This window comes from Vibrio sp. Hep-1b-8 (assembly GCF_006124995.1).
In the GTDB taxonomy this organism is placed as follows: Bacteria; Pseudomonadota; Gammaproteobacteria; order Enterobacterales; family Vibrionaceae; genus Vibrio.
This window is the reverse complement of the sequence record NZ_QEWN01000127.1, coordinates 67,372-91,778: the sequence shown is the minus strand read 5'-3', so window position 1 is coordinate 91,778 and position 24,407 is coordinate 67,372. Positions and strand designations below refer to the sequence as shown.

23 protein-coding genes and 4 pseudogenes are annotated in these 24,407 nt (G+C 46.1%); 20 read left to right on the top strand and 7 right to left on the bottom strand.

Annotated features, from left to right (window positions below; genetic code table 11):
* Positions 1–2: 2 nt before the first annotated feature.
* Positions 3–875 carry a M14 family metallocarboxypeptidase gene (locus DA100_RS17105; RefSeq protein WP_138973232.1) on the top strand — a complete coding sequence of 291 codons (873 nt, stop codon included), beginning with the start codon at positions 3–5 and terminating at the stop codon, positions 873–875.
* Here the strand turns inward: DA100_RS17105 and DA100_RS17100 are convergent.
* A pseudogene (locus tag DA100_RS17100) lies at positions 835–1,338 on the bottom strand (M28 family metallopeptidase); the annotation flags it as partial. The gene DA100_RS17105 and the pseudogene DA100_RS17100 sit on opposite strands and share 41 nt — an antisense overlap.
* Positions 1,339–1,707: 369 nt before the next feature.
* On the opposite strand from DA100_RS17100, the pseudogene DA100_RS17095 reads away from it, so the two are divergent.
* The 7 genes and pseudogenes from DA100_RS17095 to DA100_RS17070 form a co-directional block, all read left to right on the top strand.
* Positions 1,708–2,097: pseudogene (locus tag DA100_RS17095) on the top strand (DedA family protein); the annotation flags it as partial.
* Entirely contained in the window at positions 2,081–3,211 is a 1,131-nt protein-coding gene (locus DA100_RS17090; protein ID WP_138973231.1) for a D-alanine--D-alanine ligase, read from the top strand. The pseudogene DA100_RS17095 and the gene DA100_RS17090, both read left to right, overlap by 17 nt.
* Positions 3,212–3,237: 26 nt before the next feature.
* Complete coding sequence (locus DA100_RS17085; protein WP_138973230.1) at positions 3,238–3,786, top strand: hypothetical protein; 549 nt, start codon at positions 3,238–3,240, stop codon at positions 3,784–3,786.
* A 2-nt stretch (positions 3,787–3,788) separates the two neighbouring features.
* Positions 3,789–4,535 (top strand): NRDE family protein, encoded by a 747-nt coding sequence (locus DA100_RS17080; RefSeq protein ID WP_138973229.1) that lies wholly within the window; start codon positions 3,789–3,791, stop codon positions 4,533–4,535.
* A complete protein-coding gene (locus DA100_RS17075; protein ID WP_138973228.1) occupies positions 4,532–4,972 on the top strand; it encodes a YHS domain-containing (seleno)protein in 441 nt (146 codons plus the stop codon). Before DA100_RS17080 ends, DA100_RS17075 begins: the two co-directional genes overlap by 4 nt.
* 11 nt (positions 4,973–4,983) lie before the next feature.
* Positions 4,984–5,127, top strand: a complete 144-nt coding sequence (locus tag DA100_RS21060; protein ID WP_171052244.1) for a hypothetical protein — start codon at positions 4,984–4,986, stop codon at positions 5,125–5,127.
* The gene (locus DA100_RS17070; protein WP_138973227.1) at positions 5,120–6,874 is read left to right on the top strand and encodes a GNAT family N-acyltransferase; all 1,755 of its coding nucleotides are present in this window, start codon (positions 5,120–5,122) and stop codon (positions 6,872–6,874) included. Before DA100_RS21060 ends, DA100_RS17070 begins: the two co-directional genes overlap by 8 nt.
* A gap of 7 nt (positions 6,875–6,881) precedes the next feature.
* Here the strand turns inward: DA100_RS17070 and DA100_RS17065 are convergent, their stop codons facing one another.
* The 3 genes from DA100_RS17065 to DA100_RS17055 all read right to left on the bottom strand — a co-directional run bounded on the left by DA100_RS17065 (position 6,882) and on the right by DA100_RS17055 (position 9,884).
* Complete coding sequence (locus tag DA100_RS17065) at positions 6,882–7,889, bottom strand: DUF2955 domain-containing protein (RefSeq protein WP_138973226.1); 1,008 nt, start codon at positions 7,887–7,889, stop codon at positions 6,882–6,884.
* The gene (locus tag DA100_RS17060) at positions 7,879–8,943 is read right to left on the bottom strand and encodes an HlyD family secretion protein (RefSeq protein ID WP_138973225.1); all 1,065 of its coding nucleotides are present in this window, start codon (positions 8,941–8,943) and stop codon (positions 7,879–7,881) included. The genes DA100_RS17065 and DA100_RS17060 overlap by 11 nt, the downstream gene beginning before the upstream one ends.
* 152 nt (positions 8,944–9,095) lie before the next feature.
* Positions 9,096–9,884, bottom strand: coding sequence for a helix-turn-helix transcriptional regulator (locus DA100_RS17055; protein WP_138973224.1), 789 nt, complete (start codon positions 9,882–9,884; stop codon positions 9,096–9,098).
* Between the two features lie 98 nt (positions 9,885–9,982).
* On the opposite strand from DA100_RS17055, the gene DA100_RS17050 reads away from it, so the two are divergent.
* On the top strand, positions 9,983–10,873 hold the full coding sequence (locus DA100_RS17050) for a DMT family transporter (protein ID WP_138973223.1): 891 nt from the start codon (positions 9,983–9,985) through the stop codon (positions 10,871–10,873).
* A 116-nt stretch (positions 10,874–10,989) separates the two neighbouring features.
* The gene (locus DA100_RS17045) at positions 10,990–11,829 is read left to right on the top strand and encodes a sensor domain-containing diguanylate cyclase (protein ID WP_138973222.1); all 840 of its coding nucleotides are present in this window, start codon (positions 10,990–10,992) and stop codon (positions 11,827–11,829) included.
* Between the two features lie 56 nt (positions 11,830–11,885).
* Here the strand turns inward: DA100_RS17045 and DA100_RS17040 are convergent.
* Positions 11,886–13,702 (bottom strand): annotated as a pseudogene (locus tag DA100_RS17040) (hybrid-cluster NAD(P)-dependent oxidoreductase).
* Between the two features lie 247 nt (positions 13,703–13,949).
* Between DA100_RS17040 and DA100_RS17035 the strand changes: the two are divergent.
* Together DA100_RS17035 and pyrC are read left to right on the top strand one after the other, a co-directional pair.
* Complete coding sequence (locus DA100_RS17035) at positions 13,950–14,108, top strand: YqaE/Pmp3 family membrane protein (protein ID WP_138973221.1); 159 nt, start codon at positions 13,950–13,952, stop codon at positions 14,106–14,108.
* 172 nt (positions 14,109–14,280) lie between these two features.
* Positions 14,281–15,309 carry a dihydroorotase gene (gene pyrC / locus DA100_RS17030; RefSeq protein ID WP_138973220.1) on the top strand — a complete coding sequence of 343 codons (1,029 nt, stop codon included), beginning with the start codon at positions 14,281–14,283 and terminating at the stop codon, positions 15,307–15,309.
* A 57-nt stretch (positions 15,310–15,366) separates the two neighbouring features.
* On the opposite strand, the pseudogene DA100_RS17025 reads toward pyrC, so the two are convergent.
* Both DA100_RS17025 and DA100_RS17020 read right to left on the bottom strand, forming a co-directional pair.
* Positions 15,367–16,428 (bottom strand): annotated as a pseudogene (locus DA100_RS17025) (iron-containing alcohol dehydrogenase); the annotation flags it as partial.
* A 186-nt stretch (positions 16,429–16,614) separates the two neighbouring features.
* Positions 16,615–16,815 carry a restriction endonuclease subunit S gene (locus DA100_RS17020; protein WP_138973218.1) on the bottom strand — a complete coding sequence of 67 codons (201 nt, stop codon included), beginning with the start codon at positions 16,813–16,815 and terminating at the stop codon, positions 16,615–16,617.
* Between the two features lie 503 nt (positions 16,816–17,318).
* On the opposite strand from DA100_RS17020, the gene DA100_RS17015 reads away from it, so the two are divergent.
* The 8 genes from DA100_RS17015 (at position 17,319) to DA100_RS16985 (ending at position 24,401) form a co-directional block, all read left to right on the top strand.
* Positions 17,319–18,275 carry a MoxR family ATPase gene (locus DA100_RS17015; protein ID WP_138973217.1) on the top strand — a complete coding sequence of 319 codons (957 nt, stop codon included), beginning with the start codon at positions 17,319–17,321 and terminating at the stop codon, positions 18,273–18,275.
* A gap of 11 nt (positions 18,276–18,286) precedes the next feature.
* On the top strand, positions 18,287–19,210 hold the full coding sequence (locus DA100_RS17010; protein ID WP_138973216.1) for a DUF58 domain-containing protein: 924 nt from the start codon (positions 18,287–18,289) through the stop codon (positions 19,208–19,210).
* Positions 19,207–19,680, top strand: coding sequence for a DUF4381 domain-containing protein (locus tag DA100_RS17005; protein ID WP_138973215.1), 474 nt, complete (start codon positions 19,207–19,209; stop codon positions 19,678–19,680). Before DA100_RS17010 ends, DA100_RS17005 begins: the two co-directional genes overlap by 4 nt.
* Positions 19,673–20,641 (top strand): VWA domain-containing protein, encoded by a 969-nt coding sequence (locus tag DA100_RS17000; protein WP_138973214.1) that lies wholly within the window; start codon positions 19,673–19,675, stop codon positions 20,639–20,641. Before DA100_RS17005 ends, DA100_RS17000 begins: the two co-directional genes overlap by 8 nt.
* Positions 20,634–21,194, top strand: coding sequence for a VWA domain-containing protein (locus DA100_RS21630; protein ID WP_346763725.1), 561 nt, complete (start codon positions 20,634–20,636; stop codon positions 21,192–21,194). Before DA100_RS17000 ends, DA100_RS21630 begins: the two co-directional genes overlap by 8 nt.
* A 74-nt stretch (positions 21,195–21,268) precedes the next feature.
* Positions 21,269–22,129, top strand: a complete 861-nt coding sequence (locus tag DA100_RS21625; RefSeq protein ID WP_346763724.1) for a tetratricopeptide repeat protein — start codon at positions 21,269–21,271, stop codon at positions 22,127–22,129.
* Complete coding sequence (locus DA100_RS16990; protein ID WP_138973213.1) at positions 22,129–23,763, top strand: BatD family protein; 1,635 nt, start codon at positions 22,129–22,131, stop codon at positions 23,761–23,763. The genes DA100_RS21625 and DA100_RS16990 overlap by 1 nt, the downstream gene beginning before the upstream one ends.
* Positions 23,764–23,924: 161 nt before the next feature.
* Positions 23,925–24,401: a L,D-transpeptidase family protein gene (locus DA100_RS16985; protein ID WP_138973212.1), complete on the top strand. Its 477-nt coding sequence runs from the start codon at positions 23,925–23,927 to the stop codon at positions 24,399–24,401.
* The last annotated feature ends 6 nt before the right edge of the window (positions 24,402–24,407 follow it).

The following is a 24,407-nucleotide window of genomic DNA, read 5'->3' as shown; positions in this document are numbered from 1 at the left end:
TAATGCGCAGTACTTACACTTATCCAATCGGAACCCCTGGGCAAAAATGGGGCGAAGCGGAAAAAATCGCATGGCGTCAACAAACCACTATTAAACGCGAATATCAGCAACAAGTCGTCCCTAAGATTCTCGCTCTTAAAAACCAATTTGATGTCGAGCAATATGGTGCGCTCTCTTATGACCCTAAACGCTACCCGCTTTTTTGCATTAAAACTAAGAATTGGGACATATCGAAACCCGTCGTTTTGGTGACTGGTGGTGTACATGGCTACGAGACCAGTGGCGTGCACGGTGCACTCCAATTCGCCGCAGATAAAATGGCCACTTACAGTCAGCACTTCAATATTATCGTCGCCCCTTGTGTCAGCCCGTGGGGTTACGAAACCATCAATCGTTGGAATCCATTGGCTATCGACCCTAACCGTTCATTCTATGCCGATAGCCCAGCGGAAGAATCCGCCAATCTGATGGCGCTAGTCGCCTCTATCCAAGGCAAGATCCTAGTTCATATCGACCTGCATGAAACCACAGACAGCGATGAAGACGAGTTTCGCCCTGCTCTAGCAGCTCGCGATGGTATTGAATACATTGAAGGTATGATTCCAGATGGTTTCTACACCGTAGGTGACACCGAAAACCCTCAACCGGAATTCCAGGCAGCGGTGATTGAGTCGGTCGCAAAAGTGACTCATATTGCTCCTGCTGACGACAAAGGCGAAATCATTGGTTCTGCTGTCGTTCAGCACGGGGTGATCAACTACCATATGGTTAAGCTGGGGCTATGTGGCGGCGTGACAAACTGTGTTTATGGCACGACAACAGAAGTCTATCCAACGGACCTTCAGGAACAGAATCAAGGTGAGCGCCTAACATAACCACCTGATTCTCATCACCACCTTTTGTTTCGGCGATGATATTCTGCGTCAGAACAACGTCATCTTGTACGTTGAGTTGAAGGCTAACAGGCAAGTCAGTCGTCTTGCTTAAGTCGTACCACTGTTTGCCTAATTCGTAGCGCGCGCCAAAAGCAGGTATCGTCGCTCCCAAGGTGCCATTCACCACGCTGGTGCGACCTTCTCCATTGCCTTGGTTAAAGACAATCACGCCTTTTGCACCCGCATTTTGTGCATTGACTACCTTAGTACTAAAACTACACCCACCCCGTTGGATGATGGCAATTTTGTCTGCGACGTCTTTGCCTATAAAGTCCGCTGATTCACAACCATCAGTATCATCATAGTCTGGTGCATCAAATCGAAAATCAGGCGTCACAAAGGCTGCTTGTGCGGCTAAAGTACCGTTTGACTTACCCGAATAGAACATAACAGCAAAATATGAAGCAGCTTCATATATAAAGTTTTTATTAGATTTATTAGTTACATATGTAATGAATTACAATCACATATTGAGAATCAATATCATCCACCACGTCGGAATAAGGCGCTAAATCAATCAGGATTTACTGAGCATCCCAGATAAATCTTTAGGATAAAAGAGCTCGCTTTAGTCCGATTAGTCTCCAAGAGCGTTTAGTAATTATCATCTATTGATGAAATTTTTCTTAACTCCTCCCTTTCTTTAGCTGAGTGGCATTTAGAAATTCTGTGAATGTTATGACCACTTTACCTAGAAATGACTTATCTAAGTTATTTCTAGTTGGCACTGTTTTGCGCTAAGGATTGATGGGGATCAGTTATGACAGATGATATGATCGGCAAAATGGCACAAAGAGTTCGTTTTCTTCGCTATCGTTTGTTCCGTTATCAGCGGACGAGAAGTCTGCGACACATATTGCATCGACGAGCGTTCATGACGCTATTTTTGGTGCGATTCATTCCGGGATTACGAACCGTCGGATTCACATTAAGTGGATTTCTTGGTGTAGCCAAAACCACATTCTTGTTCGCCGTACTCACAGCAACCGCTTTATGGACGGTGCTTATTTTCGGTTCTTTCTTCCAACTTGGTAACGCGCAGTGGTTTCAACAGCACCAATCAGGTTGGGTGCTCATTCCACTGGGAGGCTTGCTGATGGTGCTTGTAAACAAACTTCTAACCAAAACGCTATTAAGGGATACCTATGATAGAGCTCGCTAACCTTGACGTCATTCCGCAGGGAATGGTCAACGCGGGAATGCCCGTTTTAGAGCAACCAAAGCGAGTTATCTCGCCTTTTGAATTCCTACCCACATGGTTTTTCTACACTCCCGTTGTACTCCAAAGTGCCGTGTTAAGTATGGCGCACCGAGATTGGGCACTGCCGCTTATTGCTAACCCTGCGATTAAGTTGAGTGGCATGGTGGGAGAATCCAAACACGATATATTCACCTCGGCAGGCGAGACAGCGAATCAATGGATTTTGCCCTTTATTACCTTGGTCAAATCCTCAAACCACACTGATGACCTACTAAATGAGTCGTTACAGCAACTCGACGCGGCGAACCTGAGCTATCCACTGGTGGCTAAACCCGATCTGGGTTGCCGTGGTGTCGGTGTCAAGCTGATTCATTCCAATCAACAACTGAGAGACTACATCGAAAGCTTTCCTCTCTCCGGACGCTTTCTACTTCAGAAGAAGTCACCGTACAGCGCAGAAGCTGGTGTTTTTTACGTCAGACAGCCCGGTGAAACCAAAGGCAGGATCATCTCGATTACGTTGAAATATTCACCGTATGTGGTTGGAGATGGTCAATCGACCCTACAACAATTGATTGATAAGTGTCCGAGAGCGGGCAAGTTACAGCATCTCTACCTACCACGCCACAGTGAGCACCTCGACCTCGTCATTCCAGCTAACAACCAATTCCAATTGGCGTTTGCGGGTAGCCATTCTCGTGGCGCTATTTTTCGTGATGGTAATCAGTTCATTACGCCGGCACTTGAGCAGCAGCTAGATACGATTCTCACTGAGTTTGAGGGTTTCAATTACGGCCGTCTCGATATCAAGTTCAGAGATATTCACGCATTAATGAATGGGGAATGTTTCGACATCTTAGAGATCAATGGTGCCAGTAGCGAAGCTGCGCATATTTGGGATAGCGATACCCGCCTAAAAGATATTTTTTCGACGCTATTAACTCAATATCGTCTGCTCTATCAAATTGGGGCTAAGCAAAAAAAGCAGGGACACAAAACACCAAGCTTGGGCGCATTACTTCAAGCTTGGAGAGAAGAAAAGCGGCTAACACAGCGCTACCCAATGACGGATTAACTGAATTGCTAGTTTAGGAGCAAACGATGAAAAATCTAACGACAAGCTCAGAGAATGACGCACAGATACACCCTTCCCTCGCGGTAATGGGATGCATCGAAACGTTAAATCAAGGCTATGAATTTCTCGAAACCCTCAGCGACGATGACTATCTTTTTATTGCTCATCCGCATGTAAACAGTTCTATCGGTGAACACTTTCGCCATTGGCTCGATTTATTCCAGGCGATCAAACTTGAACCGACATCCATTGACTACAATGTTCGTCGACGAGGCCATACGGTTGAGCGCAGCATAGAGATGGCTAAGCAGGAGATTAGTGAGTTAATTGAATGGCTGTTTGGATTGCCATCTAGTGAGCTCAATCAGGCAGTTAACGTTGAAACAGAGGTTATGCTTTCACGAACAAGCGTTGAGGAGGTTTCGTCTACGCTGGTACGCGAGCTTACCTTTGCAGCTTTGCATGCAACCCATCACTTTGCCATGGCGAAAGTCGTCGCCTCACTGCGCGGTGTGCAATCCGATGATCATTTTGGTGTCGCACCAACCACTGCCACCTATCAGAGGGCACAATAACTATGTGCACACTATCTTGGGTTTACCACGGCAATACGCACTATGAGGTTTGTTTCAACCGCGATGAACAACGAACTCGCCTACCAGCAATCGAACCACAAAGTGTATTGATTGATGACGTTCGCTGCTTAATGCCCATTGACCCTGTCGGTGGTGGCAGCTGGATCTCAACCAATGAGCATGGTTTAACCGTCTGCCTGCTCAATTTTTACCAAGGAAAGATGCCAAACGGCAATTTGACCAGCCGCGGCTTGGTCATCAAGCAACTTGCAAGTTGCTGTTCTAGTCAGTCAGTTGATCACCGTCTTCTATCCATGAGACTAGGCTCCTTTGCCCCGTTTACTTTGGTCTCTTTTGACACTCATCGTACTGCGAATGAAACGGTACTTTGGACATGGGATGGAGAAAGATTAACCCGTTCGCACGCGGTTGCTCCGATCGTTTCCGCGGCAGTGAACTTTACCCAAGCACGTGACTACCGCCGAAGATTGTTTGAGCGTTTAGTTACCCGATTACCTATTGAGCAAGTGGGTCAAGAATTTCATCTAACCCACGACACCACCAGCCCTCATCTTTCACCATTAATGGCAAGAAATGATGCCAGAACGGTAAGTTTTACTTCCGTTGTCGTGTCTTCTACCAAGCAAGAAATGCATTACCAATCTATCGACAACCTTCGCAACGTGGACTTTAACACCCGTGTTACTTGCCTCAAGCATGACACTGTCGAACAAGGAGTTTTTAAATGAAAAAGTTATTTGGTCTAGTTATTCTTTTACTAAGTTTTGCTTCATTCGCTGCAGATGAGGTATCTACAGGCATCTTTAGCAACAAGGCTGTTAGTGGCTACGACACCGTGGCTTATTTTACTCAAGGTAAGCCCATTAAAGGGGACAGCAAATGGCAAACCCAATATAAAGGTGCAGATTGGTACTTCTCTTCACAAGCTAACCTAGACACTTTTATTGCCGATCCAGAAGCTTACGCTCCTCAATATGGCGGGTACTGCGCTTGGGCGGTATCAGCAAAAAATGACTTCGCACCCTCTGACCCAAATCAGTGGTCAATCATCAATGGTAAGCTCTACCTTAACTACAACGCCGAAGTAAAAGCCTTATGGGATGCCGATCGCGCTGGTCACATCTCAACGGCTGACCAAAACTGGCCAACCCTCATTAAACAGTAAGGCGGATTACTATGACGTTCCCCCCTTTGAGACATATGCCAGCAAACTTTATCGCTTTGGCTGAACTGATTACCGCCTTGCTCCTGCTACGCGATCTACAAGACCAAGGTAGCGTTACTCACCGCCTTGTTACCCGAGGAGCTAAGTATGATTGATAGTCCATTCCGATTACCACGTAAAACACCATTTGGCATTGGCGAATTAGTCATCGAATGGGCAACAGGCCTTTCTAAACTTGATTCACTCTATCGGCAAGAAGCGCTGCCAGAGGACAGTTTTGAATTTATGAACGAAGCCTTAACTCGTATAGGGACTCAATATCAGGTGGATCACGGCCGCCTTGAAAATATTCCCAGTCAAGGCCCGGTATTGATTGTCGCCAACCATCCATTTGGTGGTATTGAAGGCATCATCCTCGCATCTTTGGTTTCAAGAGTGCGCAAAGATGTCAAAGTCCTTGCTAATGAGTTACTTAAACGGATTCCTGAGCTTAATGATTTGTTCATTGGCGTCGATGTATTTGGTGGTGAACAAGCCAAACGAACTAACCGACGAGCAATCCAAGAAGCAAATCAACACCTTTCACAAGGAGGCGTGTTGATACTCTTTCCTGCCGGAGAAGTCTCTTCATGGCAAGCGAATGAGAATAAGATTACCGACAAAACTTGGAGCAAGTCAGTCGCCAAATTTGTCAAACATGCACAAGCGACAACCGTTCCATTGTTCATCCAAGGTATGAATAGCAAGTTGTTTTATCAGGCAGGGCGAATTCACCCACTACTAAGAACTGCCATGCTGGGAAGAGAACTCCTGAATAAATCCGGTAAAACGGTTTCAGTTTCAGTCGGCAATCCTATCCCGTACACAGAGATCAAAGACTTCGCTAACGATGAAGAGATTGCCCAGTACTTTCGTTTAAATACCTATCTAATGGGTAGCGTGACCCACAAGCGACCTCTTACTCCCTTAGATGGCACTCTCGAGCCAATTATCGCGCCTGTGCCGGTAGAACAATTACACCACGAGCTGTTAGCCCTCGAACAGTACAAACTACTGGAACAAGGAGACTTCGATGTCTATTGTGCTCCAACCCCAACCATTCCGAGAATGATGCAAGAGATTGGACGAGTACGAGAAGAAAGCTTTCGAGATGTGGGAGAAGGGAGCGGTAAAAGTTGCGATCTAGACCATTTTGACACCCAATACTATCAATTGTTCGTTTGGAACAGAGTCAAGCGAGATCTTGTTGGCGCCTATCGTTTAGGATTAGTCGATGAGTTGATTCAACAAGGAGGAATTGACGCCCTCTACTCTTCTAGCTTATTTAAATACGATCAAGCATTTATAAGCAGCCTCGGGCAATCAATTGAACTGGGCCGTTCAGTCGTCGCTAAACAATATCAGCGTAATATACACTCCTTGCTACTACTGTGGAAAGGGATTGCGGCGTTTGTTTACCGCTACCCTCAGTACACGCATCTATTTGGTCCGGTCAGCATCAGCAATGACTACAGTCCCGTCGCGAGGCAGCTTATTGCATCCGTGATGACCGTTCACTACTACGACAATGACAAAGCTAAATTGGTCGCTCCAACAAGCCCTCTAGAAAAAAGTGGGCAAGAATTCTGGCGTCCTGACATGCTAAGTTCACTGTCTAAGCTCCCTATCCTGTCAAAAGTTCTTAATCGACTAGAACAAGGGATGGGGCTCCCCGTATTGCTAAGACAATATTTGGGCATGAATGGTAAGTTGGTCTGTTTTAACGTTGACCCAGCCTTTAACTACGCCCTTGATGGACTCATCGTGGTTGATCTAACGTCTGTCCCGACAAAAACTCTAGGCAAGTACATGGGTAAAGAGCAAGCAATCCAATACTTGAACAAACATTTATCAAGAAAATGAAGCTCCTCTACTGAGGAGCTGAATAAGGTTTTGGTTTGACTTGGGTGAGGTTCAAAATGACGGTTGCGAGAAGGATCGCCACCGAAATAGAGATAAGTCGTGTCACTTCAGCACTGATAGGTTGCTCGCCTTGGTAAGTAAGTAGCTGGTTTAGCAACACAATAAAGTTGATAAACAAGAGTTGATAGATGCTGAGTCGGCACTCACGTCTGATCGCAAAACACGCCAGTTGCAACCCCATAAAACAGGTCACACCAATCAAGGCCCATTGTGGCATTGCTAAGTAGTTTTGCGCTACCATTATTGGCAATGTGGCTAAAATTCCGGCTAGGGTCGCGACCAAACGATTGTTACGAAAAATACGCTGATCTCGTGATACCGGTATTTTAATCATGCTGCCCAAAGTAATTGCGATCAGTAAAGTTTGCGAGCTTGCTGTTCCCACAAGGACATACATCGCTAGAATAAGCGTTGTCGCCTTAAATGCAATTAAGCCTAGATGTGTTTCTGCCCCATCCATGTCTTGTTCATCTGGCAAAATATCTTTCTGATCGCCAGGGAAAAGTAAAAAACTAGCGTAAGTCACGATAATAGCCGTGAGGAACGTTTCTAGCATCAACCAGGGTAGATTTGAGACCGAAATATCAAACTGTAAATTGACGATAAAAGTAATGATCACGAACAGAAGCAAGAATGTCGCAAGCATATCTTTTGGGTCATTGTGACTTCGGTAAAAACTCCAAAATAACATCAACCAGCAAAACAAGCCGAATCCAGTGGGTGAATCAAACAATACCTGCCCTAACAACACCACTCCCAAGCTGACTACCAAAACAACCGCCAATAGTTTCAGTAACATATCAAGTGGTGGCTTGGATGGCATTATGGTGAGAAAAATCACCACAAACATCGGCGCAAGCACTGGCAAAAACTCACCTTGATAAATCAGGTAATAAAGCAGCAGAGTGGGTGCAAGCACCAATCTTAATACTGGGTTTGCTGAACTACGAAACATAAGTCCAAATACTCAAAATTCGCATCCAGATACCCGCTAAAAATTCTCCAAAACCACTTTGTTCTGTATAAAACGCGACGGTTGCTTGGGAGCCATAACGGATGTTGGTTGCCTGTTCAAGATCATCAAATACGACATTGATAGGATAACGTTGAGGTGCGATATTGCCTTGACTCGAATTCAGAAAACCAGTCGCAGGATCGATATTGTTTGTACCTCCCGTCCCCCATCCAATACTCTCTACCTTACCGTTTAGGACTCTTCCTGGCAGTGCATCAAGCACTATCTTTACTGTTTGACCTTGCTTGATAAACTCCATCGAGTTTTCACGCACCTGCGCGGAAATCCATACGCTGCGAGGATCTAAAAAAGTTAAAACCGGTGAACCCGCCACCACATTTTGCCCGACAGTGAGCTGCATGTTGGTCACCACGCCGTGTGATGGCGCTAAAACTTGAGCCTTTCTTAGATCTAATTCAGCTTTCTCAAGACCCGCCATCGCGGCAAGGATTTGAGGGTTGTTCTCACCCGTTGGCCCCAGATTTTGCTTTGCTTGAACTAAAGAGGCTTGCGCCGCTTCGAGTCCTGCTTGAGCTCGCTCTTTTGCCTCAATCGCGTTGTCTAGATCTGACTGGCTTAACACACCACGTGCCGCTAGACTTTCAGTTCGAGTCGCTTGCTCACGAGCATTATCTCGTGCTGCGAGTGCATCAACCACTTTTGCTTGAGCCACTTCAACGGCAGCAGTATTCGCTCCAATATTCTGGCCTGCAATCGCCAAATTTGCTTGAGCAGAAGCAAGCGCTATTTGATAATTGCGCGGGTCAATCTTAAACAACTCTTGACCTTGCTCTACGATTTGGTTGTCCTCAACACCGACCTCAACAATATTACCAGAGACCTCTGGTGCAATACGCACCAAGTAAGTATGAACTTTAGAGTCTGTGGTAATAGGTGTTACTCTATCCGCCCACAAACTGTAGAGCCAAATAGCCAGTACCACTGAGATGATATAAATACTGAGTTTACGAGACGATTTTTCCGCTGCTGACATACGCTTCTCTAGTCATTAATTTAGAACAAAATATCATCGACAATAAATTCACTCGATGTACTTTCGATAGGATTTATTTTGCAAAATAAATTACTTACAAGCCACCACCAATATTGAAATATAGCGCAGTTTTTCCTCCCCTTTAAAGAAGGCTAAAGTAAGCGGCTTTTGTACTGTTCTGGTGTCAGGCCGGCGTATTTCTTGAACATAGCAATAAATGGGCTGGCTTGGTTGTAACCGAGCGTTAAAGCGACCTCTTTAACTGAGTGTCCTTTGCGTAGCAACTCCATTGAGTATAAGTAGCGCACTCTTAGTCTCCACTCGGTAAAGCTCATTCCAAGCTCTGCCTGACAATGCCTAGCGAGCGTCCGTTCCGTGGTGTGCACTCGCTCCGCCCAGAGGGAGAGACTGGTGTTGTCAACGGGGTTCTCTTCCACCGCGGCCAGTATTTTAGCGAGATATTTATTATCGGTTGAAGGTAAGAAGTGGCGTTGAGTATCGCGAGTCGCCAACTGGTCGAGCAACACCTGCACCAAACGTTTGTCAGAGTCAGTTTTCGCGACATTTATATCCCGCTGCCGAAAGTCTTCCACGATAGCAGAGACGATAGGCGTCACTTTTATCAAGCTGGTGCATTCGGGGAAGTTCTTAGTAAACGCCTGAGCAATATTGAGCGAACAGTATGAGAGAGGTTTACGGTTATAGCTGGTGTGCCTTACGCCCGCGGGAACCCAGATTGCCAAATGTGGCGGAGCAAGGAAACGGGTACCTTCCGCCTCCATTTCCAAGATTCCACCACTGATTAACTGTACTTGTCCCCATGGATGGCTGTGCATTCGCGTTTCCGTATTAGACAGAAATGCCTCGAAATTCATAAACACATCTGATGGTGCCTTATCAATTGATAACGAGGGATGAAGGTGTTTTGCTGATTTTCTCAAACCTGTCTTCCTATGACTCACAATGTCTTTTTAAAGATATATATATTTATATCGACCTGTCAAACTGTTCACGGTCTAATTCATTTCTTGGTGCTGGCATGGTTTACCTACTCCCTCTTTTTACGGTTTTTATTTGGGGCGGAAATGTGATCGTAAATAAGATGGCCGCAAGTACCATTGAACCGAGTGCAATGAGTTTTTATCGCTGGCTAGTGGCGATCGTTCTTCTCACTCCTTTCTGTCTGCCTAACGTCATCAAGCACTGGCAAACTATTCGTCCTTATTTAGCGAAACTGGCTTTTCTGGCGATGCTTGGTATGGTGCTCAATCAGTCTCTATCCTACTATGCGGGTCTAACAACAACTGCGTCTAATATGGCATTGATTACCTCTCTTGTGCCTCTGCTAGCCATATTTCTTAGTGTTCCGCTCTTAGCAAAGCCCATCTCGCCACTCAGTATCGTAGGAGGCGTGTTGGCTTTGGCCGGGCTAATGTTTATGCTCGGTAAAGGCGATATAATTTTTTTCCTCCATCAAGACATCACGCCGGGTGATGGAATTATGGTTTTGGCGTCAATATGTTATGCCGCATACTGCGTCCTGCTCAAACGTTGGAAAATGCCTCTGTCAAACTGGACGATGGTTTACATGCAGGGCACTCTCGCGTTACTCATGCTTACACCACTCTGGCTTTCCAGTGAACAATTACTCCCTTCTCAGCAAGCTATTCCTTTAATCGCCTATGCGGGCCTCGCGGCTTCTGTCGCCGCGCCTTGGATGTGGGTCAAAGCAATTGACTTAATTGGTGCAGCTTCCAGTGCAATGTTTATGAATCTGATGCCCGTGGTTTCCATTACGTTAGCGGCTTCATTGTTAGGCGAAACGGTTCGTGATTACCATGTAATTGGTGGTCTCCTAACCGTGTCTGGGGTATTGCTATCTCAGTTGAAACTGCGAAGCCGCGCTTCAAAAATTGTCCAAAACATTTAGCAAATCTAGGTACTAATACAAAAATAGGTATAAGGTTATTAAAGAGGTTCTCAACTTGCCCTTTGCCTTTAGCTCTTTGAGTTATTGACTCAGCCTCACGGCAGTTAGGAGGTCAAATGATCAAGCTAAAGCACATAGACGATATCGATAACCCAGCCAAATTCGCCCTTCATGAAATGGTGCTCAATGAAATTGGGTCTTACGTTTTTATCAAGAATCACAAGGGAGAGTATCTGTATGCCAATCAACTAACCCTAGATCTTTTTGAAACCTCGCTTGAGAATCTAAAAAACAAAACCGATGCGGATTTCTTCCACCCCGATTTGTTAACCGATATATTGCGCAGCGACAACATGGTGTTTGAACATGCTCAAACCGTGATCAATGAAGAACGCGCTCAATCCATTCCCGATGGTAAAGTCAAAATCTATCGCGCCATCAAAAAGCCTATTTTTAGTAGCAAAACGCAAGAAGTCATTGGTCTTATCGGTGTCTCAACAGATATCACGGATCTGGTTAACATGCGCGAACAGTTGATCGAACAAGCCAACACTGACGAGCTCACTAAACTGTGTAACCGACGCAAGCTGTGGGAGTTTTTAGCCGACTCCTATCAAGCAGCCAAGCTGCATCAATTCCCACTGAGTTGCATCATTATCGATATCGACCATTTTAAACAAGTAAACGATGAATATGGACATGATTTCGGTGACAACGTGATGATAGATTTGGCAGATATAATCCGTCATAACCTAAGAAAATCAGACTGCTGTGGTCGAATAGGGGGCGAAGAGTTTCTCATTGTTCTCAATCACACCGCGACCGAAGAGGCCTATCAGATAGCAGAACGGCTTCGTATCCAATTTCTTCAGTCGTCACTCAACAACAAAAACATGCCCTTTTCACTCAGTTGTGGAATAAAGCCAAGCATCAAGGCCGTAATCAAAGTGTCCTAGAATGAAAAAAGCAGCCCTATTCTCGGCTGCTTTTTATCTATGACTTGAACGAACGCTTAGCTTACCACTTCAACATCTGTTTGCGGTACGCTACAACATGCAAGCACTACCCCCATATTTCGTTCATGCTCTTGCAACGCGGGCACGTCGGGTTGATGAACAACTCCTGATTCCACCGTGACCTTACATGCACCACACAGACCAGCACGACAACTATTCGCGATTGACGCTCCCGCATCTTCCGCTTGTTCAAGCAGTGTTTTCTGATTATCCCCTTTGAAAACGTGCCCATTAACACTTAGCATCAGTTCTTTAACTGGCTGCTGAGAAATCTGGCTCACCCCGAACGCTTCTTGGTGATAGTTTTCTTCCGGTAGCCCTTTTTTAATCAGCAAGTTTCTTGCTTTTTGCATAAAGCCATCAGGGCCACAAACAAATACTTGGCGGGACTTTGCATCCTTGATCTGTTTGAGGTGAGTTAGGGTTAAACGTCCCTTTAAGCCGAACCAATCGATAGGTGCCTGAGAAAGGGAGATGAGCACCGTTAAACCAGGATGTTGACGACGTAAATCATCCAACTCCGACTTACATGGGATGTCCTCTACACTGCGGCATTGGTGATAAAACACCACATCATCCAACTGATTATGATCTGCCAAATAGCGCAACATAGATAGCATAGGTGTGACACCACTTCCCGCTGATAGCAGCAATAACGGCTGGTTGGACTTATCACCCAAATGGAAACTGCCATCTGGTCTTTCGCAAGTTAGCGAGTCACCAAGCGCAAAGTTGTCAACCAGCCAGTTAGAGACACGCCCACCATCAATACGCTTAACAGAGATTGCCAGACGCCCAGGTCTTGAAGGGCTAGATGATAAGGTGTAGCGACGCGCGATGGTCTCCGCACCAATTCTCAATGTAATCGGCAGATGTTGCCCTGGCTGATAAACGGGGAACTCTCCATGCTGTGGTTCCAACCAGAAAGTGATAAAATCTCTAGCGATCTCTTCTCGTTCAACGCATGTCATCACTAAAGTTTTCGGACTGTTGTCGGGATAGAACTCTTTATCTTTGTATTCAAGCACTTCAACTTTATCGCCCTGATGAATCACACCTTCATTAAGAGCGACGAGGTTCTGGCCGAAAAATACCCCGCCACGCTCATTTGCACGAAACTGTGACAAGGTATTCAGTGGTTCTTTACTTGCTCTAAACTCACCTTTGTCAACATCAACCGTGGTCAGGATACAACGCTCACACGGCTTCACAGCTTCAAACTCGACTTCACCAATACTATACGTTTCCATCCATCTTCAGCAAAAGGCTCGGTACCTGAAACCACTAAGTTAGTACGAAACTGATCCATAGAGTGAGTTTCAGGACTACGTCGGTTGAGCTCGGATAGCGATGCTTCGCTGATCACCAACAAAGGGTATCCATCTGCAAAACTCACGTTATGGCCGAATTTTTCACGCACACGATTCGACTGTTCACCGCAATAAAGCAGTTCCACACGCTGACCAAGAACATCACTAAACCAATCATCGGCAGCATCTGTGGTGGTGTAAGCGACGAAGTTATCACTCCACACCTGTGCTGGCGCTTGTTGCATTTTAAATTCTGAATAGCGAATTCGTAGGTTTGAATAACCCTTCGCAGTAAAGATAACGCCATCTGGCGAGAGATTCGCTTGGACTCTAACCATCTGTGGGTACTTGCGTGCAGTGACCATCGAACCATCCGCCAAGGCAAGCATAAAGCGACGATCGAACATCAAACCTTGTTTTTCAACCCAAGAAGTTGAGAGTGACAAACCGCCAACGGATTTGACCGGATAGGCATTGATTTGTGAAAGAATAGGTGCTGACATTGCTTATCCTAAGCAGTAATTATTGTTGCGGTATTATACCTAATTCCGTTTGATTTAATTGAGTTTATTTTACAAATAACCAACAAGCACTGAGCGTCTCAAAAATGAAATCCGCGCCTAAAACACGTAAGAACACTCTGAATATTATCGTCTGCTAGGCTAATAGAATAGACATCTTGTCGCGAAACGAGATAATGCCGAACAGGTACCAACCGATGTATTCAATTTATTGGAGTTAAGCAGACTTATGAACAAACTAGTGATGATCCTACTGTGTATTTTTCTACCACCTTTGGCCGTCTTTCTCGATAAAGGTTTGAATAAAGACTTCGTCATCAACCTGATTCTGACGTTTTTCTTTTTCATTCCAGGTTCGATTCACGCACTGTGGTTAACGGTCCGCTAACCACAACCGTTGAGGCGAGTAATTACCCAACCAATAGCTTCCACCAAAAAAGAAGATGAAATAGAAAGCGCTTTGCTCTATCATCCTGTCGCCTAAGCGTAAGCGTTTGCCTTCAAGGTTTTCCTATCGGTTAGGCTCCAATCAGACAAATTTTACAATGGTGGGAGCAAAAATGACAACACTTACGATCACACGTCCTGACGACTGGCATGTTCATTTACGTGACGGAGAAGTTCTAAAGGATACCGTGCGAGACATTAGCCGCTACAATGGACGCGCGCTAATCATGCCAAATACAATCCCACCTGTTACCGATACCGATATGGCTCTGGCTTACCGTGAACGCATCATGGCAGAGAAGCCAAGTGAACAGTTCGAGCCTTTAATGGCACTTTACCTAACAGATAACACAACACCTGATGAGATTCGTAAAGCTAAAGCTTCTGGTGCGGTAGTTGCAGCTAAGCTTTACCCTGCTGGTGCCACAACTAACTCCGATTCTGGTGTGACGAATGCAAAGAACATCTACCCTGTTTTAGAAGCGATGCAAGAAGTGGGAATGTTACTGCTGGTACACGGCGAAGTCACTCACCACCATGTTGATATCTTTGACCGCGAGAAAGCGTTTTTAGACACTGTACTGGCACCTATCGTCAATGACTTCCCTGATCTAAAGATTGTTCTTGAGCATATCACTACCGCCGACGCTGCGAACTTTGTGAAAAATGCGAATGAAAACGTCGCGGCGACGATTACTGCTCACCACCTACTTTACAACCGCAACCATATGTTGGTAGGAGGCATCAAGCCTCACTTCTACTGCCTGCCGATTCTTAAACGCAACACTCACCAGCAAGCTCTAATTGAAGCAGCGACAAGCGGCAGCAAGAAGTTCTTCCTTGGTACCGACTCTGCACCACATGCAAAAGGCATGAAAGAAGCGGCTTGCGGTTGTGCGGGGTCATACACAGCGCACGCAGCACTAGAGCTTTATGCAGAAGTTTTCGAACAAGAAGACAAGCTAGAGAATTTAGAAGCGTTTACTAGTCATAACGGCCCAGATTTCTACGCTGTACCACGTAATACGGATACCGTCACTCTAACCAAACAAGAGTGGACAGTGGCAGAGTCTATGCCTTTTGGCAAAGATGTTGTCGTGCCAATCCGTGCGGGTGAAACCATCGCATGGACTGTGAAGTAATAGCAGGTTAGTCTAACTATAGTCACCAGCCCTCATAGCTTAACTTGAGGGCTGTTTTTATTTCGCCGTTGATATCGCTAGCAGCATTTTCTCACACTCTTCTTGCTGCATGTACCTAGGGACCGGATAGTTCCATCTCGCCTCATGTAACGACTGTTTTGCCAGTTCATTGACGTGCTCATGAAGAATATTGTCAAAATGAGTCGGCAGACCCAATTTATGCTGTAGCAACTTTACATACTCAATTAAAGCCTGCGCTTTGTCTCGATCAGGGGTGTATGGATTAGTAAGGTTCAACGCCGACGCAAGTTCGGCAAGACTCGATTCCGCTTCGGTTTTGGAAAACTCTAAAACATGGGGTAAAACCACCGCGTTGGCCAGCCCGTGTGGCGTGCCGTACTTAGCGCCGAGGGTATGAGCAATGGCATGAACATAACCTAAACTGGCTTTGGTAAACGCAAGCCCAGCGTAGTAGGATGCCAATGCCATGTTTTGCCGTGCGGTCGCATTCTGACCAAATCTCACCGCTTTTTCTAAGTTCTCGTCTATAAGAGTGATAGCGGCAAGCGCATAGCGATCTGTTTCAGCGGTAGCGTTGCAGGAAATGTATGCTTCAATGGCGTGAGTCAGCGCATCCATGCCTGTTTGGGCTGTAATAGAGGCAGGTAGCGCCAGCATCAAAGAAGGGTCAAGCGCTGCCGCAATCGGCACCAACTTAGGATCCACAACTGGGGTTTTCTTATAGGTGACTGGATCAGACACAACCGCCGCAACGGTGACCTCAGAACCTGTCCCTGACGTGGTGGGAATCACGAAGGTTGGAGCTGGCGATTTCCAAACTCGCAATAATCCAACCAGACGTCGCACTGGTTTGTTATTGGTCGCACACGCAGCAATAACCTTTGCACAATCTATTGGCGAGCCTCCACCAATCGCGACCACGCCTTGGCACTGCTGCTCACGATAGATCACTAATCCAGCATCAACTTGATCATAGGTAGGGTCAGGGAGGACGTCACTGAAGATGACGCACTTGACGCCAACTCGCTCGAATTCAAAAGCGAGTCGTTTGGCAAAGCCTAGTTTGACGATCCCAGCATCCGTCACGATTAGAACCTTACAAGCTAAATATGCGATAACAGACGTCCAACCCAGGTGATTTCACCGAACGCGATCAAATCATAAATAGTGAAAAACAGCGCGGAGATCAACGCCAGCTTAATTAAACGATATACAATAAACATCTTTGTTTCCAAACGTTAAAAAGCCGCACTCGGCGGCTTCTAAATCAGTCATCAATACAAATTAATGCACTGGCTTATCATTCTTAGCGTAGAACTTACCAAAGTACTGCTCTAGGACTTCTGGGGTCAATTTACCTTCGGCTTCAAGCTTCTTTAACTCTTGTGCAATCGCTTTCTGCTCATCAATCGACGGTAATGCCACTTCTGGTTCATCACCCATTTCCTGAGCCATCTGTTCTAGCTCTTTTTCGAAATCACTCATGATCTCACTTACCTTTTAAAATACAACAGGGGCTAAGTTTACCCACTTAGCCCCTGTTATGCCAGTCTACATCAGAGTAGTTTAAAGCCAAAGAACCAGCCATCTTGCTGCTGATTTAACTGACGCAGAAAGCCATTCTGCATTCGTTGATATCTTGGTCTGCAAACTTCGGTGTTATCACCAAAGTGCCATGCCTAATTTAGACCCTTCCCATGAGATTAGCATATCGACCGATAGTAAATTTTCTTTATAAATCAATCAATAAGAATGAAATGCAATTTTCCCTGCTGAGAGATTCGCCATTCAACCTAACTTTGCACAAATGAAAACTTGCAACTGAGATTTTAACCCCCATATTTTAACCAACTGAAATACATACATTTGTCGAGATGCTACTATCACAGCCTGCTGATATATCCACCTCTTGACCGAGGAGATGGATTTCACACGGAACTTTTTCAGTTAGCGAGCTACTAAGTGAAAAAATAAGGAGAAGCGAAATCATGAACGCACACGCTCTACAACACCTGCGCGATTATTTGAATAGCCAAATTATTGGCCAGAGCGAACTCGTGAATCAACTACTTGTCGCCTTGCTCGCAGATGGCCATATTCTTGTCGAAGGGCCTCCTGGGCTTGCCAAAACTCGAGCGGTAAAGTCCCTTGCCGACTGCATTGAAGGCGATTTTCATCGTATCCAGTTTACTCCGGATCTATTACCCGCAGATCTCACGGGTACTGATATTTTTAGGCCGGAAACTGGCGAATTCTGCTTCCAAGCCGGACCTATTTTCAACTCATTGATCCTCGCTGATGAAATCAACCGCGCTCCTGCCAAAGTGCAAGCTGCGATGCTCGAAGCGATGGCAGAAAAACAGATAACGGCAGGTCGTAAAACCTACCCATTGCCAGAATTGTTTCTCGTGATGGCAACACAGAACCCGATCGAGCAAGAAGGCACTTATCCTCTACCGGAGGCGCAGCTTGACCGTTTCTTGATTCACCTAGACGTTAGTTATCCTGACGCAGAAAGCGAACTGGCTATCTTGCGCCTGAATCGCGGTGAAGCTAAAGGAAATAACAGGGTTACGCCCCCCTCTTTATCTCAAGCGGATGTTTTTGCTGCGCGTCAGGCTGTACTGGATATCCATATGGCAGAAACCATTGAGCAGTACATCATTCGTTTGGTTATGGCTACAAGAGAGCCTTCCAAATACGATGATACCTTGGCGCAATGGTTAGAAATGGGTGTCAGCCCACGAGCCACCATTGCACTTGATCGCTGTGCACGTGCTTATGCGTGGCTCAATGGCCGAGACTATGTGTCCCCGCAAGATGTTCAAGCCATGGCCTACCCAGTGCTACGTCACCGTTTACTGCTAAGCTATCAGGCTCAAGCAGAAGGCATCGAAGCAAACAAGGTCATTAGCAAGTTGTTGTCTTTAGTTGGCAGTGCTTGAGGCGTTAAGGTATGGACACTCAATTACCTCCCTACAGCGATGGCGTAAATCTCTCACTAGATGAACTGATGTACTACAAGCAACAGTGCATCAAGTGGTTACCACCTGGCAAAAGTTTATGGTCCCAGATGCTCGGTCAGCATCAAAGCCGTCAACTAGGACGAGGGATGGATTTTAGTGAAGTTCGACAATACCAATCGGGCGATGATATTCGCACTATCGATTGGCGTGTGACCGCTCGCACTGGCAAACCACACACAAAACTATTCTCAGAGGAACGTGAAAAACCTATCATCCTCTACATCGATTTATCACATAGTATGATGTTCGGTTCGACACTATTGCTGAAGTCGGTTCAGGCCGCGCATATGGCAAGCCTAATCGCTTGGCTGAGCGTAACTGAGCAAGATCGTATAGGCGCGGTAATCGATACCGGAGAACGTCTTATCGAACTCAAACCTACAGGGAGACATAAGGGGGCGTTAACGCTTATTCAGTCGTTGATAACACTCCATCAACAGCAACTGAAACAAAATAGCAAGATTGACTATGGCTTTGAGCAGGGCTTACGAGCGATTGCGCGTCTTTGTCCAAAAGGGAGCGAAATTATCATACTGAGTGATTTCTCTCGCTTTACACCAGCGTTGGAGCCACAACTCAGTCGCCTAACTCAACACAACCGCGTACGCTTAGTACAAATTGTCGACCCACTCGAACGCGGCGAAACCGCTTTTCGTGGTAGCGAGCAAGTGTCTGATCAACGCAATACATTATGGCTAGATTTTTCATCAGCTAAGACCCGCCAAGGTATAGGGCAGGCCTTCGAACAACAGCAGCACTATCTCAAGCAACTAACGCAGAAGTTAGGCATCCGTTTTTCTACGCTCTCTAGCGATGCTGCTCTTACTCAACAACTACACGGATTTCAAAAATGAGCAACGAGACTCAACAATCACTTTTACCTCTTAACGCTATGCACCTCCCAGAACCACCAGCGTGGTTGCCTTTAGCCTGGGGATGGTGGGCTAGCATAGCTGGTGTCGCCTTATTGCTCGTAGCCAGTTTGTTCTTCATTCGCTGGAACAGAAAACGCTTAGCCCCCAAAAAAACAGCACTACGCCTTTTGTCTCGAGGCCAACAACCTTCTGAGGCGTTCGAGTTGGTCAGGCAAGCTGCACTTTGCTACTACCCTCGAGAAGAGATAGCCCAACTAACGGGCAAGGAGTGGTATGCATTTTTAGACAGCCAAGCGGGTGGTTCTCATTTTGGTGATAACTACGATTTGTGGCAACAGGCTCTCTACACTTCTCAACCAATCGACAATGCACCTGAACTCATTCAGCATTGCAGTGACTGGGTTGAACAGGCACTGCCACCGAAAAAAAGGAGAAGAAAGCGTGACTAATATCAGCTTCGTTTGGTGGTGGGCCTTGTTGCTGGCACCACTGCCGTTGTTGATCTATTTTTTGCTGCCGAGTATTAAAGCTTCGGCCCCGATTCGCCTGCCCTATCTTCCGAAATCATTCAGTGGTCAGGTTCCCAAAAATAGAGTGGCAAAGCTGCTGGCTGCTCTTTTTTGGCTTACGTTCATCATCGCCTTAGCCAGACCGGTTTGGTACGGCGAACCTGTCACCAGCCAGCCTAAGCACCGAGATTTGATGCTGTTGATCGATCTATCCTACTCTATGAGTCAAAAAGATATGCAGAGTCAAGACGAGTATATCGACCGTCTTACCGCAGTTAAAAAAGTGGTCTCTGATTTTGCTCAACAACGCAAAGGCGATCGGCTGGGATTGGTACTCTTTGCTGATCATGCTTACCTACAAACGCCATTAACTTTAGACAGAGCTTCAATATCCCAACAAGTGGATTCACTAGTCCTACGCCTGATTGGTGATAAGACCGCCATTGGCGAAGGGATCGGTCTGGCAACCAAAACCTTTATTGATAGCGATGCGCCACAGCGAGTGATGGTACTCCTCAGTGATGGTACTAACACATCAGGTGTACTCGACCCTATTGAAGCCGCACAGATCGCCAAGAAATATCAAGCAACTATCTACACCATTGGTGTTGGTGCGGGCGAAATGATGGTGAAAGAATTTTTTATGACCCGAAAAGTCAATACCGCCCAAGATCTCGATGAAAAGACTTTGCAGCAAATTGCGCAAATCACGGGGGGGCAATATTTTCGCGCCCGTAACGCCAGCGAGTTGGCAACCATTTACGATACCATCAATAGCCTAGAGCCGATAAGCAACGCATCGCAAACTTGGCGTCCGCAAAAAGAGTGGTTTGGGCTACCACTCTTGATAGCGCTGATTAGTTTCACACTTTTGCTGGTACTAAGGAGAGATCATGTCTGAGTTTGTCGTTCTCTATCCATGGGTGTTGTTGGCACTTATACCATGGGCGATGGTGATCTTTTGGCTAGTCAAAAGAACTCGTACACAAACACTTATTGCTCCTCACCTTGCCGCAGCAATGGGAGTATCTGCCCCGGCTAAAAAAACCGTAAGACTCTATATCACAGCCCTTTGTGGAATCGTGGTGATTGTTGCTCTTTCTGGGCCTAGCATGTCCAAACAACCCCGTCCTAGTTATACAAACAGTAGTGCCCGTGTCCTTGTGATGGACATGTCGATGTCGATGTATGCCACTGACATCAAACCAAACCGTTTAACTCAGGCGCGCTTCAAAGCGACAGACCTTCTGTCTAGTTGGAAAGAAGGCAGTACAGGACTCGTCGCATACGCTGGCGATGCCTATCAGGTCAGTCCCATGACTAGTGACAGTAAAACCATCGCCAATTTACTGCCAAATCTATCCCCTGACCTGATGCCATATCCAGGCGCCGATGCCGCTGCAGGAATAAAGCTCGCGATCGAAATGATGACCAATACTGGTCCGCTACACTGATACTGTTGCCAGCTTTGTCGCCTAAGCCAGCGCTTGCCAGCCCTTGGCTCAATGACAATCAAAGAGCGATGGAGATGTATAACAAACAAGAGTATGCGGAGGCTGCCGAACTATTTGAAGATAGTCAATGGAAAGGCATTGCCCAATATCAGGCTGGTGATTTTTCGGCTGCCATTAACTCCTTGCAAGGTGCTCAAGAACTAGAGCAAAGATACAACCTCGCCAATGCCTATGCTCAGAATGGTCAACTTGACCAAGCCGCCAAGATGTATGAACAGATCTTAACAGAACAACCTGATCACAAAGATGCCAAACAGAATCTCGACATAGTACGTAAAGCACAGCAACAGCAACAGCAACAGCAACAGCAACAGCAACAGCAACAGCAACAGCAACAGCAACAGCAACAGCAACAGCAACAGCAACAGCAACAGCAACAGCAACAGCAACAGCAACAGCAACAGCAACAGCAACAGCAACAGCAACAGCAACAGCAAGGTGAGTCGTCTCAGCAAGAGAGTCAACAACAAAATGGCTCTCAATCCGCCTCATCTTCACAAAATCAGCAAGAGAATAAAGGCGATCAACCATCGTCAGACTCTCAGCAAAGTGCTTCCCAGCCGTCAAGCGAACAAGAGCAGTCCGGTCAGCAAAACGATCAGCAAAGCCCATCTGATTCGACTCAACAGAGTTCAGAGCAGACACAACTTGCGCAACAAAATCAAAAAGCAAACGATCAGCAGAAGCCGGAGGATTTGTCCCAAGAGCAAATCGGTGAAGCAACAACCCAAGACAACCAACAGGCGATTGAGCCTGAGCTAAGGAAGCTTCAGCAGGTAGAAAGTGCGCGTGACCCAAGCCGACTTCTCCGAGCTCAAATCTTGCTCCAAGCTCAGCAAAAGAAACCGCCTCAAGATACAGGTAAGAAATGGTAATGAAGAAAATCATCAAACGACCTATTGTCGGTTTATTGGTCGCCGTGCTCACACTAATGAGCCCGCTAGCGCTAGCAACCAACATCACTGCCACAGTAAGTACCAACAAAGTAGTGAAAAACCAAGTGTTTCAGTTACGAGTGGTGGTTGACTCAAAAGTCTCATCTGATGCGTTGGATTTGTCTGGACTTGAAAAAGACTTTTATGTCGGCAGACCCAGCTTTGGCAGTTCCATGAACTTCATCAACGGAAAACGTTCCAACAGCAGTGAATGGAACATATCGCTTGCTGCACAACGCCTCGGTATCGCGACCATCCCTAGCTTTACCGTTGACGGCGCCACATCTCAGCCGATCACGATTCAGGTATCCGTTGACAATGATCAACCTCAAGTCCGTGATTTGGTTGAACTGCACAGTAGGCTCAGTAAAACAACACTTTACCCAAAAGAAAGCACTCAGTTGACCACCCGATTAATTGTCAAAGCCGACCCAAGACGACTACAAAATCCCAATATCATTGCGCCAAGATCACAAGGCATTGTTCTAGAGCCGATGGGAGAACCCAATCAGTATCAAGCTGTCGTTGATGGTGTTGAAGTCACTGTCGTCGATCAAAACTATCGAGTGACAGCACAACAATCTGGGCAATTCACGGTGTCGGGCATCGGCTTCACTGGCAGTGTCGTCTTTGGCGACAATCGGACTGGCACGACCAAACTGGTGTCAGCAAACACGCCAGCCGAAGAATTTCAAATCATAGTACAGCCCATTCCGAGTGAGTATCAGGGACAATGGCTACCAGCGGCAGCGCTGACCTTATCCCAACAATGGCGTGATTCCAATGGTCAGAACATCGATCCTTCTCAGCCATTTACGACCTCGGTCGGAGAGTCGCTCACCCGAGAGATTTACCTAGACATAGAAGGTTTATCTAGCGAGCAGTTTCCCGACCTCAAAGTAAACTACCCAGATTCAGTACGAGTCTATCAAGAGAAACCTCAGTTTAGCGATCTCGGGGATGGAAAAACGCGCATGACTTTAAAACAAGTCCTTATTGCTCAGCAACAAGGTCAAATCGAACTGAGTCAGATTGAATTGAATTGGTGGGATAGCAGCAATCATCATCAGGCAAAAGCCAGTTTAGACGGTTTACAGCTTTTCGTGAATCCCGCTGACCAAGTCAACAACGAGCCCATTTCAGCACCGACAGTGTCGTCGCCACAATCAAAAACCGTCACCATTTATCAAGCTGGAATCTGGCCCTATTTGACGGCGCTATTTGCCCTACTCTGGCTGGCTACCTTAGTATTGTGGAACAGAGCACGCCACGCAGACATACCTAACAACACCGAATCTGTTGCCAGTCCGACAGAAGATAAACTCAAGGCTGCCTTGGCGGCTGACGACAGATTACAGGCTAACTTCCTGCTCAATTGCTGGCTAGAAGAACACCCTCAAATAAACGCCGAGATTCGCCAACAAATTGAGCAACAACGTTCGATGATGAACCAGAGCAGTTACTCTCAATCCGAACAGTCATGGCAAGCAACTGAACTGCTCAGTTTGCTTAAAAAGGCTCGCAAATCGAAAACGAGTCGCAGCAACAAAACCTCTCAGCTCGCCTCTCTGTAAGCCGCTTAATAAAAACCAGGGCAGCCCATATGTGGCTGCCCTGTTCACTTTAACTCAGTTGATGATGAACTTTCAGTTTAATACCAAGTGATGAAATCACTCCTTATTAGTAAAAAGATCGATTAGACTGATAAAAGTATAGTTAGCAAGGGAATGTGGTTTTGGCTAAGTGGTTGTTCGTTGTTGGTTTAGTGTTTTGCTTGCCTACTTGGGCGAGCGTAGATCTCATTAAAGTCGATAAATCAAAGCGTCGAATGTATTTGATTGAAAACAACGAGGTGATCAAAGAGTTTCGAATTGCGCTTGGTAAGAGACCAAAAGGTCATAAAGTCTATGAAGGTGACCAACGCACACCTGAAGGACGTTATTTTTTAGATTTTGTTCTTGAGGACTCAGATTTTTATCGCTCTATTCATATCAGTTACCCTAACCAACAAGATTTAGCCTACGCAGAAAAGCGTAACTTAAACCCAGGTGGCAACATAAAAATCCACGGTCTCAAAAATGGTGAGACTCGCCCAGTCAACTTTGTGCAAAGCTTTGACTGGACGGATGGATGTATCGCTATCAGTAATCAGGAAATGGATCAGTTGCTTCAATTAGTTGAAGTGGGGACGCCAATAGACATTACTTGGTAGCTGATG

Coding starts and splice junctions, on each gene's coding strand:
- DA100_RS17105 (WP_138973232.1), top strand. CDS start 3: ATGCGCAGTACTTACACTTATCCAATCGGAACCCCTGGGCAAAAATGG.
- DA100_RS17090 (WP_138973231.1), top strand. CDS start 2,081: ATGATAGAGCTCGCTAACCTTGACGTCATTCCGCAGGGAATGGTCAAC.
- DA100_RS17085 (WP_138973230.1), top strand. CDS start 3,238: ATGAAAAATCTAACGACAAGCTCAGAGAATGACGCACAGATACACCCT.
- DA100_RS17080 (WP_138973229.1), top strand. CDS start 3,789: ATGTGCACACTATCTTGGGTTTACCACGGCAATACGCACTATGAGGTT.
- DA100_RS17075 (WP_138973228.1), top strand. CDS start 4,532: ATGAAAAAGTTATTTGGTCTAGTTATTCTTTTACTAAGTTTTGCTTCA.
- DA100_RS21060 (WP_171052244.1), top strand. CDS start 4,984: ATGACGTTCCCCCCTTTGAGACATATGCCAGCAAACTTTATCGCTTTG.
- DA100_RS17070 (WP_138973227.1), top strand. CDS start 5,120: ATGATTGATAGTCCATTCCGATTACCACGTAAAACACCATTTGGCATT.
- DA100_RS17065 (WP_138973226.1), bottom strand. CDS start 7,889: ATGTTTCGTAGTTCAGCAAACCCAGTATTAAGATTGGTGCTTGCACCC.
- DA100_RS17060 (WP_138973225.1), bottom strand. CDS start 8,943: ATGTCAGCAGCGGAAAAATCGTCTCGTAAACTCAGTATTTATATCATC.
- DA100_RS17050 (WP_138973223.1), top strand. CDS start 9,983: ATGGTTTACCTACTCCCTCTTTTTACGGTTTTTATTTGGGGCGGAAAT.
- DA100_RS17045 (WP_138973222.1), top strand. CDS start 10,990: ATGATCAAGCTAAAGCACATAGACGATATCGATAACCCAGCCAAATTC.
- DA100_RS17035 (WP_138973221.1), top strand. CDS start 13,950: ATGAACAAACTAGTGATGATCCTACTGTGTATTTTTCTACCACCTTTG.
- pyrC (WP_138973220.1), top strand. CDS start 14,281: ATGACAACACTTACGATCACACGTCCTGACGACTGGCATGTTCATTTA.
- DA100_RS17020 (WP_138973218.1), bottom strand. CDS start 16,815: ATGAGTGATTTCGAAAAAGAGCTAGAACAGATGGCTCAGGAAATGGGT.
- DA100_RS17015 (WP_138973217.1), top strand. CDS start 17,319: ATGAACGCACACGCTCTACAACACCTGCGCGATTATTTGAATAGCCAA.
- DA100_RS17010 (WP_138973216.1), top strand. CDS start 18,287: ATGGACACTCAATTACCTCCCTACAGCGATGGCGTAAATCTCTCACTA.
- DA100_RS17005 (WP_138973215.1), top strand. CDS start 19,207: ATGAGCAACGAGACTCAACAATCACTTTTACCTCTTAACGCTATGCAC.
- DA100_RS21630 (WP_346763725.1), top strand. CDS start 20,634: ATGTCTGAGTTTGTCGTTCTCTATCCATGGGTGTTGTTGGCACTTATA.
- DA100_RS21625 (WP_346763724.1), top strand. CDS start 21,269: ATGTATAACAAACAAGAGTATGCGGAGGCTGCCGAACTATTTGAAGAT.
- DA100_RS16990 (WP_138973213.1), top strand. CDS start 22,129: ATGAAGAAAATCATCAAACGACCTATTGTCGGTTTATTGGTCGCCGTG.